Below are 11335 nucleotides of genomic sequence, written 5' to 3'. Positions count from 1 at the left end.
TCCTATGCCTTGGTGATGGAAATGGCTTTCACCGCCGAGACAATGTTCGGATACGCGCCACATCTACAGATGTTGCCGCTCATGCGTTCGCGGATTTCATCGTCGGAGAGTTGGGGCGGGCGGAAGCGGACATCGGCGGTGGCGGCGCTCGCATCGCCGGCACGGAATTCATCGAGCAAGGCTGTGGCCGAACACAGTTGCCCGGGCGTACAGAAACCGCACTGAAAGGCATCGTGCTCGATGAAAGCCGCCTGTATGGGGCTCAGCGTTTGCGCCGTTGCGAGACCTTCGACGGTCGTGATCGATTCGCCTTCATGCATGACGGCAAGCGTCAGGCAGGAGTTGATGCGCCGGCCGTTCGCGATCACCGTGCACGCGCCGCATTGACCGCGGTCGCAGCCTTTCTTCGTTCCGGTAAGACTCGCGTATTCGCGCAGGGCGTCGAGCAGCGTGGTGCGCGCCTCCAGTTGCATTTCGTAAGAATGACCATTGATGATCAGCTTCACGGGCATCAGGGGGGCGGCTGCGCCAGGATTCGCCGATACCACGGGCGCTTCCGCGCTTACCGGTTGCTGCTGTGCATGTGCCAAGGGTGCGGTAGATACCGCTGCGGCTGCGGCGGCGGATTGGAGGAAACGGCGTCGGGAAGGTTTGGTTATGTCTGGGGATGAAGTGGTGCTGTCGGTCTTGTGGGGCATGGCGATGTGAAAGCTCCTCGCTGAGTCGGTCGGCGTTGGCTCGACGCACTCAATCTCGCGATGCGTCTGGCTAACAGCGGTGCTGTCCGCATTCGCCTTCCTGTTGGTGAAAAGGCAAATGGAGACAAAGGCAGTGAGCAAGTCCGGTGCCATCGACACGGAGCGCGCAGCGGCGGGGCGCTGATCGCGCGATTGCAGGTAAGGGCTACATTCAACGGTAAAAACACGCGGGGAGCGAGTGATCGAATTATCGAACGGCTATCCCAAAAATTGTCTATACTAACCAAGTAGGTTAATCTGGGCGCATGGAAAAAAGGCGTCCCTCACTGCCGGCTTTCTGTGGTTTTTGCTCTTGTCGAAGCAGGCAAAGTGCGCTCGACCATGTCCGCGCTTAGCGGCGCTGCCGCGTTGGGCTTCGACTTCGACGAGATGATGCAGGTGGTTAGAGCACTGGTACCAAGCGATTTCTATAAAAGCATGACAACGTATGCCGACCACCGCGTTTGGCAAGACGTTTATCAACCAACCACATCCGCCGGACCGATTTACTTGAAACTGACGGTCATCGATGACGTGCTTGTGGTGTCCTTCAAGGAGCTAGGCGCATGAAGTGTCCGGTCTGTGGCGCAGCGGAACTCGAACGCGGCACACGCGATCTGCCGTATGCATACAAGGGCGAGTCAACGATGATTCCGGACGCAACCGGCGACTTTTGCCCGGCTTGCAGTGAAGCAATATTCGATACGGCCGAGTCGTGGCGGATTAACGCAGCGATGCTTGAATTCAACAAGCAAGTGAACGCGACTATCGTCGATCCGGCTTTCATTGCGAGCGTTCGCAAAAAGCTTGCCCTTGACCAACGCGAAGCTGCCGAGATATTTGGCGGCGGCGTCAATGCTTTTTCCCGTTACGAAAATGGGAAAACAAGACCGCCATTGGCTCTAGTCAAGTTGCTGAAAATATTGGATCACCATCCTGATCTTTTAGATGAAGTCAGAGCCGCGTAAGCCCCAAACGCAAACTGCCGCCCAAGGGCGGCAGTTTGCGTTTAACAACAATTTGGTCCGGAAAGTTAATCGCAAGCCAGCTTACAGATCGCTCGGATAAGGCGCTTTCAGCCACTTCGTGGACAGCTTGTTCAGCGTGCCATCGTTCTTGGCCTTCAGCACGGCTGCATCGACTTCCTTCAGCAGGCGCGTCTCGCCCTTATTGACCGCCACATGATCCGGCGAGCTGAAGAGCTGGAACTTCTGCTCCGGCGCGATCGGCGGATTGCGCGCGATGATCGTTGCGCCGACATCGTTGCCCACCACCATCAATTGAACCTGCCCCGACAAAAACGCTGAGATCGCGCCGTTGGGGTCATCAAAACGCTTGATGGTCGCATCCGGCGGCGCGACCTTCGTCACGCTCAGGTCTTCCAGCGTGCCGCGCGCCACGGAAATTGTCTTGCCGGCCAGATCCTTTTCGCTTTTAACGGGCAGTGACTTCGGCCCGAACACCGCCAGGTAGTAAGGCGCATACGGCCGCGAAAAGTCGAGAACCTTGTCGCGCTCGGGCGTCTGGCCCACGCTCAGCAGAACATCGGCTTTACCGGTCGCGATGTACGCCATGCGGTTCTCGCCCGTGATGGGCACGAGTTCGACCTTGACCTTCATTGCTTTCGCCAGGTAGTCGGCCATTTCGATGTCATACCCCTGCGGCTTCATATCCGGACCAATAGAACCAAACGGCGGGTAATCCATGAACACGCCGACGCGCACGACGCCGCTTTTCTGCACGGTATCGAGGGCGTCGGCATGGGCGAACGAAGCGCCAGCGAGCGGCGCGGCGAAAGCGGCGGCCACGAAAATGCGCCGGGCGAGACGTGAAAGACGAAGGGTCATGATGGTGGCCTTGAGCAGAGGTCGAAAAAAATCGATTGGCTCGCGATTCGAATGACCGCGGACATGAATGGACTGTAGGGAGGCCAAAATCCCGTAACAATCGAAATCTGCTCATGCCAGCCATGACGGCCAAGCATGGCTCACGCTTTACTTGACGAGCGCGAGCACTTTCTTGAAACGCGGATGGCGGCAGCTTTCCAGCCAGCCGAAAATTGCGGTTTCGGCCGTGGTCGGAAACGCGCCATCGCGCTGTGCTCTTGTCAAAGCGATTGCCTTGTTCTCCGGCGAGCGTGAACCGATGGCATCGGCAATGAGTTCCACCGTGTAGCCGAGTTTCAGCAAACCGCGCACGGTCAGCAACACGCAGACATGCGCCTCGCAGCCGGCCACGAACAGCACCGTGTCCTTCGATGGCAAGGCGGCGGTGAAATCCGGGCAGAGGGTTGCATCGAAGGTATGTTTTTCGATTACGCGATGCCGCTCGCCAATCAAGCCTTCCACGGTTGCACCGAGTCCACGCGGATTCTGCTCCGTGACGAGCACGGGGATATCGAGCAAATCCGCCGCTGCGATCAACGCGGCGCAACGATCGAACACGCGCGCCCCGCCGTCTATATGCGGCATCAACTTCGCCTGCATATCGACCACGATCAACATCCGCTCAGGCTTCACTTTCCATGATCCGGTCGATCAGCCGCGCGTTTTCTCCCGCCGATCCTATGCCTTCGTGCTTGGCCATCGGGATGAAAAAGTGCGTCTTCACATTCGGCAGGTTGGCGGCCTCGAGCCAGCCGGTCAGGTGCTGCGCAAGGCGCTGCGCGGGGACATCGAGTTCATCGCGCAGGGCAGGCGGCAGTTGTTCCAGATATCGCGCTTCGGTTTGATAGGGCTCGGGCGCGACACATAACGCGTCGGGGCGACCATCGGGATCTGCCGGCAGGCGTTCAAGCGCCTCGCGCAGGAGGGCAACGCCCAGACCTTCGCCGCGCCAGGGCTTGCGCACTTCCCACGTACCGATGAACACCACGCGGTGCGTATTGAACACCGAGCACAGACGTTCGGGCCCGAGCGCTTCGGTCGCGGCGAGCGCCAGCGACAGCATTTCTCCGGAATACGTGTCCAGCACGTACACGAGGTCTGCACTGCTCTGGATGGGCGGCACTTTCACGAGCTTCAACTCGACGGCCGCCGCAACGATATCCGTCCCCGCTTCGTGATAGACGGCAAAAGCGGTACCGAGGCGTTCATCGTCGACTTGGGGATATTCGTGCCGATACGTCATGGTCAGCAGGAACGGGCCGATCTTTTCCCCGACTTTCTCGCGATAGGCAAGCGGCTTGTCGACGTCGTAGTCGCTCGTGCCTTCGAGACCGTACGGGTCGTAATCCTGCGCGGCGGTTTCACCCGGCGCGCGCAGGGCGCCAACGGCGGCGGCCGGCCGGCGCGATTTCGGCACAAGGTCTTCCGGCAAGCCTTCCCAGCTCAGACGCAGGAATTCTCGGCCGCTGCGGTAATGCGTTTCAAACAGCGACGCGACCGGCGCGCTCTTGAAAGGCGCAAGGATTCGCTCGGCGGATTCCATCGCGCGATCCATGAGCTGGTCGGCTTCGTCGGGGTCGGGTACGTGGCGGATGGTGTCATCGGCGGGTCCGCCTTCTGCCGCGTGCTGCTGGCGCGCGAGTTCAAGCCATTGGTCGGCGGCGCGTTCGGCCAGGAAGCCTGCTGCGATCTGGTAGCCGGACAGCACGATCGACTTGCCTGTTTCTCCAAGCGGGAAAACGTATTCGTCGGTCATGACGTCCGCGACACTCACGGTTTTGTAATCCGTACGAGGCGAGGGTGCGTTCGTGGCCGCGTCGTAACGTTCATGCGAGAGCACATGGGCGGCGAGATCCGTCGCACCCGGTGCAGCATTGGGACCGGTCGCCGTTGCGAAGGCAGAGGCGCCAGTGGGGAGCAGAGCCAGCAGGGATACGCGCTTCATGAATGCCATCTCCGTCTCTTGGGGGTGTCATCGTAGCAAAACCGGCGCTTTTTGCCGCGGTCGCCGACGGTTCGGCGCGAGAGTTGCTACTCCTGTGCGTATTGGTACGACCGTTTTCACTGCCCGGCGAAGTACCGATACCAGATTACAGGGAGCCGCGATGAACCGCCTTATGAGCAACTCTAATGATGAAGCGCGCGACAGGGAAGCCACATCGGCAGAACGTGGCGAGCACGGCGAAGCAATACACGAAGGCGGCTGCGCGTGCGGCGCCTGGCGGTTCGTGGTTTCATCGGAGCCGGATCGCATTGGGCTGTGCCATTGCATGACATGCCGCAAGGTGCATGGCTCGGCGTTCGGCGCGTACGCGGTTTATCTGGCCGAGCAGGTCAGCATGTCGGGCGCGACCCGCGCCTGGCAAAGTTCCGCCGATGGCCGCCGGCATTTCTGCACAGTATGCGGATCGGTGGCGTACATGGCGTTCGTCAACAACGACGAAATCGAACTGCCAATCGGTGCATTCGATGAAACCGGCTTCCTCGAGCCGACCTACGAGCTGTTTTGCGTGCATCGCGAGCCGTGGTTATCCGCCGATGGCCGTCGCGAGTATCCCGAGGACCGGCCCTGAATCCTTTCTTTTCCCCATCCGGACGCCGCAAGACACGTCTTGCGGCGAAGTCTTGTCCCGGAAGGCAATCGTTTGCCATGCCAGAACTGCGGCATGAATCCGTAACAGCGAGGAGTCCGAGCACCATGACCGTTACAACCCCCCCTGCAAACCATCCCGTTCCAGGGAGTGACAAATCGCAGCCCGACGGCTCGCATTGCCTCGGCGCGTGTAATCCAAATGAAAAGATCGAAGTGGTGGTGATGCTTCGGCGGCAAAACGAAGGTGAATTCAAGCAGTTGATGCAGAAGATCAACGAAGGCGCCGCAGATGCCACGCCGGTTTCCCGCGATGAAGTCGGCAAGCGCTTCGGTGCATCGCAAGCCGATGTGACCAGGATCGAAACATTCGCCAAGGCGCATGGGCTGGATGTGGTCCGCGCCGATGCAAACTCGCGCAGCGTCGTGTTGTCCGGCACGATCGCGCAGTTCAGCACGGCGTTTGCCGTCAAGCTTGAACGTTTCGAACATCATGCCATTGGCGAATATCGCGGACGCTCGGGCCCGGTGAACGTGCCTTCGGACATGAAGGATATGGTGACCGCCGTGCTGGGACTCGACAGCCGGCCGCAAGCGCGTCCGCATTTTCGTTTCCGTCCGCCGTTTCAGCCGGCGCGCGGCGGCACGAGCACCTCGTACACGCCGCTCGACCTTGCGCGCCTCTACAACTTTCCCGCCGGCGACGGCAGCGGCCAGTGCGTCGGGATCATCGAACTGGGGGGAGGCTACAAGCAGAGCGATCTCAGCGCGTATTTTTCGAAACTCGGCGTGGGCAAGCCCGACGTGGTATCGATTGGCGTCGATCAGGCCAACAACGCGCCGACCGGCAACCCGAACGGCCCGGACGGGGAAGTGACGCTGGATATCGAAATTGTCGGCGCGATCGTGCCCGGCGCGCGCATCGCGGTGTATTTCACGAACAATAGCGACGCGGGTTTTGTCGATGCCGTGAACCGCGCAATCCACGACGATGCGAACAAACCCTCGGTCGTCTCCATCAGCTGGGGCGGACCGGAGTCGAACTGGACGGCGCAATCGCAGAACGCGTTCAACGACGTGCTGCAATCTGCTGCGGCCATGGGCGTGACGGTCTGCGTGGCCTCGGGCGACAGCGGCTCGAACGACGGCGTGGCCGACAACCGCGATCATGTCGACTTCCCGGCGTCGAGCCCGTACGTGCTTGCGTGCGGCGGAACGCATCTGAGTGCATCGGCGAAGGGAATTGGCAGCGAAGTCGTCTGGAACGATGGCGATCAGGGCGGCGCGGGCGGTGGCGGCGTGAGCGCGGTATTTGCGTTGCCGGTCTGGCAGAACGGCCTGAGCACGACGCGCACAGAAGGCGGCAAGGCCGCGCTGACAAAACGCGGCGTGCCCGATGTTGCCGGCGACGCGTCGCCTCTTACCGGCTACGACGTGCTGATTGGCGGCACGGAAACAGTGGTGGGCGGCACGAGCGCGGTCGCGCCGCTTTGGGCGGCGTTGATCGCGAGGATCAACGCGGCGGCGGGCAAGCCCGCGGGTTTCATCAACCCGAAGTTGTATCGGGCGAAGACGGCGGGGAATGACATCACGCAGGGCAATAATGGGAGCTTCGAGGCATCGGCGGGGTGGGATGCATGCACGGGTCTTGGCAGTCCCGATGGCGCAAAAGTCTCGGCGGCGCTTAAATAGGGCAATGCACACACAGCAGGTACGGCAAGAACTCCAACAACAAAGCTAGGAGCAATCATGACGAATTCACCGGCGGCAGAGAAGTCTTCCAGTGCACCTTCCGGCAAGAAAGATCAGCCGTATTTCGATCCGACGCCATACGGCAATGGTCCCGACGACGCCATCGATTCAACCCTCACCGACGAAAGCGCCGCGATCACGCATCATTCGGCGACGATTGCCGGGAAGAAGATTGACTACACGGCAACCGCCGGGCATCTGGTGATCGTGGATCCAAGCAGCTCGAAGCCTACCGCCAAGCTTTTCTACGTTGCGTTCACGCAGGACAACCAGACCGAGGAAGCGCGTCCGCTGACGTTTTTCTATAACGGCGGTCCGGGATCGTCCGCGGTGTTCGTGTTGTTGGGTTCCTACGCGCCAATGCGCATCAAGACTTCGACGCCCGACTTCACCCCGCCCGCTCCTTACCAGATGGAAGACAACCCCGACAGCCTGCTCGACAAGAGCGATCTGGTGTTCATCAACCCGGTGGGGACGGGATATTCGGCGGCGATCGCGCCGAACAAGAACCGGGATTTCTGGGGCGTTGATCAGGATGCCGATTCAATCAAGCAATTCATCAAGCGCTTCCTGACCAAGAATAATCGATGGAATTCTCCGAAGTTCTTATACGGCGAATCGTATGGTACGGCGCGTAGTTGCGTGCTCGCGTACCGTTTGCACGAGGACGGCGTGGACCTGAACGGCGTCACCTTGCAATCGTCCATTCTCGACTACACGCAGTCGGGCAATCCGGTCGGCGCATTGCCAACCGCCGCCGCCGATGCGTGGTTTCATAAAAAACTCGGCGTGCATCCGCGTCCGACAGATCTGCTGGCGTTCTCGGAAGAGGTGGCGCAATTCGCGCGCACGGATTACATCGCGGCGTTGCGCAAGTTTCCGCAGACCGACGACGATACCGTGGAGAAACTCTCGGAATACACAGGTATCGACAAAGCCACGCTAATCGCGTGGAGCCTCGACATTGCGTCTTACGACAGCCGCGGCAATTCGCTTTTTCTTACGACGCTGCTTAAATCCAGGGGCGTGGCGCTCGGTTCCTACGATGGCCGCGTGACGGCCATTTCAACGGGCATTGCGGGGAAGATCGATCCGAATTCCGGCGGCAACGATCCAACCATGACCGCTGTCACCGGCGCGTACACCGCGATGTGGAACCAGTACCTGAACGAAAAGCTGAAATTCACATCCACGTCGTCGTTCACCGATCTCAACGATCAAGCCTTCCTCAACTGGGATTTCCATCACAAGGACCCGACCGGCGCGGAAAAGGGCATGGACGCCAAGGGCAACGTCATTCTCTACACGGCGGGCGACCTTGCCGCGGTGATGGCGCTGAATATCGACTTGAAGGTGCTGTCGGCGAATGGGTTTTATGACTTCGTGACGCCTTTCTACCAGACGGTGCTGGACCTGCAGCAAATGCCGCTCATCGATAAAACCGTGCGCGAGAATCTCTCCGCGAAGTTCTATCCGTCGGGGCACATGATCTATCTCGATGGCGGTTCACGCACGCAACTCAAGGCGGATCTCGCGATTATGTATGAAGCCGCGACAGCAAATCACGAAGCAATGAGCCGCATTCGCGCATTGCAACAACGCAAGAAAGACTGACGGCATTTTGACGATAGGCGTTGGCGGGAACACGGTTTGCGGACGAAAGGCGAGCGCATGTGAGATGCGTCAGTCCAATTGCAAACCGGAGTTCCCTCAATGCCGACATCGAAGAAGAATGGAGGCGCAGCAGCGCCGTCACAGACCAGCGCCGTTGCGCGGACACCCTCGCAGAACAATACGAATCCCAAGCTGGATAGCCTCGAACAATTCCGCTCGGACGCAACGAATCAGGCGCTGACGACCAATCAAGGCGTCAAAGTCTCCGATAACCAGAACACCCTCAAAGCCGGTCCGCGCGGCCCTTCGCTGCTCGAAGATTTCATCATGCGTGAAAAGATCACGCACTTCGACCACGAGCGTATTCCTGAACGGATCGTGCACGCGCGTGGATCGGCCGCGCACGGCGTGTTCAAGCCCTACAAGGCGCATACCGATTTGACGAAGGCCGCGTTCTTGTCAGACCCGACCAAGGAAACGCCGGTTTACGTGCGTTTTTCGACGGTCCAGGGTTCGCGCGGTTCCGCCGATACCGTGCGCGACGTGCGCGGTTTTGCCGTCAAGTTCTACACGGACGAGGGCAACTTCGATATGGTCGGCAACAACATGCCGGTCTTCTTCATCCAGGACGCCATCAAGTTTCCGGACTTCGTGCATGCGGTCAAGCCGGAACCGCACAACGAAATGCCGCAAGGCGGATCGGCGCATGACACGTTCTGGGACTTCGTCTCGCTCGTGCCGGAGTCCGCGCATATGGTTCTATGGACCATGTCCGATCGCGCGATCCCGCGCAGCCTTCGCACCATGGAAGGCTTCGGCATCCATACGTTTCGTCTGGTGAATGCAGAGGGCAAGGGACGTTTCGTGAAGTTCCATTGGCGTCCGACCATCGGTTCCGCATCGCTCTTGTGGGACGAAGCGCAGAAACTTGCCGGCAAGGATGCCGACTTCCACCGGCGCGATCTTTGGGAAGCGATCGATATGGGCGACTACCCGGAATGGGAGCTGGGCGTCCAGATCGTGGAAGAGGACCAGGAGCATTCGTTCGACTTCGATATTCTCGATCCGACCAAGATCATTCCCGAAGAAATCGTGCCGATCACCATGCTCGGCAAGCTCACGCTGAACCGTAACCCCGATAATTTCTTTGCTGAAACGGAGCAGGTTGCATTCTGTCCGGGGCATATCGTTCCGGGTATCGACTTTTCGAACGATCCCTTGCTGCAAGGCCGTTTGTTCTCCTATACCGATACCCAGATCAGCCGTCTTGGCGGTCCAAACTTCCACGAGATTCCGATCAACCGCCCGATCGCGCCGATGCACAACAACCAGCGCGATGCAAAACATCGCATGACGGTAAATCGCGGCCAGGCGTCGTACGAACCAAATTCCATCGACAGCGGCTGGCCGAAAGAAACGCCGCCGGCGGCAAGCGGTGGCGGTTTTGAAACGTACCCGGAACGCGTCGATGCCGTGAAGATCCGTCAACGCAGCGAATCTTTCGCCGACCATTATTCGCAAGCCACGCTCTTCTGGAAGAGCATGACGACGCCGGAGAAGGACCACATTGTCGGCGCATATTCGTTCGAGCTGAGCAAGGTCGAGCGCAAGTTCATCCGTGAACGGCAGCTTGGAATTCTGGCGAATATCGATAGCGAGCTTTGCGCACGTGTGGCCGACAATCTCGGCCTTCCGGCACCGCAAGCGAACGCTACGCCGGAGCAGCTTGGCAAGTCGTCCCTTGCGCAATCGCCGGCGCTGAGTCTTATTGCCAAGGCGAAACCCTCGGTAAAGACGCGCAAGGTTGCGATTCTCGCGGCGAAGGGCGCGGATGTCGCCAGCATCAAGGCGATCAAGGACGCGCTGACGGCCGAAGGCGCGCATGCGAAAGTCGTCGCGCCGCAGCTCGGCACGCTTGGCGACGGCGTTGAAGTCGATGCAACCATTCTCGCGCTGCCATCGATCATGTTCGATGGCGTGGTCGTGGCTGGCGGTGCGGCAAGTGCGAAGCTGTTGTCCGAATCGGGCGATGCGCGTCATTACGTGCTCGAAGCGTTCAAGCATTTGAAGGCAATCGGCGCCGTGGGCGATGGCGAAGATGTGCTCGCGGCTGCGCACTTGCCAACGGGCGATGAAGGCGTAAGCGTGGGCAGCGACGTGAAGAACGTCATGAAGGCGTTCATCACCGCGCTGTCGGCGCACCGGGTCTGGGCGCGAGCTGAAAAGGCGGAAAGCGTGCCGGCCTGATTCAAGGCTCAAGCAGCACGCATGACATAGAATGGCCGCCGATCTGCGATCGGCGGCCATTTTTCTTAGGCAATCCCTAGCGGGAATTGCCTTAGGTTATTGCCCGAAATAAGTCGACCGCGCGCCGTCTGGCTGAGCGACGAGTGATCGCGTTCCGGCTGCGGACGAACCATTCACGGTCGGTCCGTACGATGTCGCCATCACGCCGTGATTTGTTTCCACTCTGCTCGGCGGCCTGCGCTTGTGCGGGATACGTCGTGTGATCGCCTTCGACGTTATAGCCCGACTGTTCCAGCTGGACCAGATCCGCTTTTACGGCCGCGCGCGTGACGGTGTCGCCGGACTGCTGTGCATTGGCGAGCGTCGGAGCGCCGATCGCCGCCGCTAACGCAATAGCGGGAATGATTGCCTTGAGCATGATGGTATCTCCTCGATTGTCCTTGTCGCTTGTTGGCCTCTTCGAGTCACCAGACGGGGGATCGAAGATGCGTGACAGCACCAAGTGTAGG

The 11335-nt window shown here is 59.8% G+C and carries 11 protein-coding genes; 6 read left to right on the top strand and 5 right to left on the bottom strand.

Annotation, left to right across the window (positions count from 1 at the left end; all coding sequences use genetic code 11):
- Positions 1–2: 2 nt before the first annotated feature.
- Positions 3–698 (bottom strand): 2Fe-2S iron-sulfur cluster-binding protein, encoded by a 696-nt coding sequence (locus HB633_RS16910; RefSeq protein WP_213779320.1) that lies wholly within the window; start codon positions 696–698, stop codon positions 3–5.
- 297 nt (positions 699–995) lie between these two features.
- Here HB633_RS16910 and HB633_RS16905 point away from each other — a divergent pair, with 297 nt between their 5' ends.
- Entirely contained in the window at positions 996–1307 is a 312-nt protein-coding gene (locus HB633_RS16905) for a type II toxin-antitoxin system MqsR family toxin (protein WP_213779513.1), read from the top strand.
- Positions 1304–1705, top strand: a complete 402-nt coding sequence (locus HB633_RS16900; protein WP_213779319.1) for a type II toxin-antitoxin system MqsA family antitoxin — start codon at positions 1304–1306, stop codon at positions 1703–1705. The genes HB633_RS16905 and HB633_RS16900 overlap by 4 nt, the downstream gene beginning before the upstream one ends.
- 81 nt (positions 1706–1786) lie before the next feature.
- Here HB633_RS16900 and HB633_RS16895 read toward each other — a convergent pair whose 3' ends face one another.
- From HB633_RS16895 to HB633_RS16885, 3 genes are all read right to left on the bottom strand, one after another.
- Positions 1787–2584, bottom strand: coding sequence for a transporter substrate-binding domain-containing protein (locus tag HB633_RS16895; protein ID WP_213779318.1), 798 nt, complete (start codon positions 2582–2584; stop codon positions 1787–1789).
- Between the two features lie 147 nt (positions 2585–2731).
- Positions 2732–3256: an isochorismatase family protein gene (locus tag HB633_RS16890; RefSeq protein ID WP_346730327.1), complete on the bottom strand. Its 525-nt coding sequence runs from the start codon at positions 3254–3256 to the stop codon at positions 2732–2734.
- Complete coding sequence (locus HB633_RS16885; RefSeq protein ID WP_255580963.1) at positions 3246–4568, bottom strand: inositol monophosphatase; 1323 nt, start codon at positions 4566–4568, stop codon at positions 3246–3248. The genes HB633_RS16890 and HB633_RS16885 overlap by 11 nt, the downstream gene beginning before the upstream one ends.
- 172 nt (positions 4569–4740) lie before the next feature.
- Between HB633_RS16885 and HB633_RS16880 the strand changes: the two genes are divergently transcribed.
- From HB633_RS16880 to katE, 4 genes are all read left to right on the top strand, one after another.
- On the top strand, positions 4741–5196 hold the full coding sequence (locus tag HB633_RS16880) for a GFA family protein (RefSeq protein ID WP_213779317.1): 456 nt from the start codon (positions 4741–4743) through the stop codon (positions 5194–5196).
- A 125-nt stretch (positions 5197–5321) separates the two neighbouring features.
- Complete coding sequence (locus tag HB633_RS16875; RefSeq protein ID WP_213779316.1) at positions 5322–6905, top strand: S53 family peptidase; 1584 nt, start codon at positions 5322–5324, stop codon at positions 6903–6905.
- Between the two features lie 57 nt (positions 6906–6962).
- The gene (locus tag HB633_RS16870) at positions 6963–8579 is read left to right on the top strand and encodes a peptidase S1 (protein WP_213779315.1); all 1617 of its coding nucleotides are present in this window, start codon (positions 6963–6965) and stop codon (positions 8577–8579) included.
- A 99-nt stretch (positions 8580–8678) separates the two neighbouring features.
- Entirely contained in the window at positions 8679–10826 is a 2148-nt protein-coding gene (gene katE / locus HB633_RS16865; protein ID WP_213779314.1) for a catalase HPII, read from the top strand.
- 91 nt (positions 10827–10917) lie between these two features.
- On the opposite strand, the gene HB633_RS16860 is transcribed toward katE, so the two are convergent.
- Entirely contained in the window at positions 10918–11244 is a 327-nt protein-coding gene (locus HB633_RS16860; RefSeq protein ID WP_255580962.1) for a DUF4148 domain-containing protein, read from the bottom strand.
- Positions 11245–11335 lie beyond the last annotated feature (91 nt).

The organism is Caballeronia sp. dw_276 (assembly GCF_018449635.1).
Taxonomy (GTDB): domain Bacteria; phylum Pseudomonadota; class Gammaproteobacteria; order Burkholderiales; family Burkholderiaceae; genus Caballeronia.
Note: the sequence above shows the minus strand (reverse complement) of the source record. Positions and strands in the feature narration are given on the sequence as shown.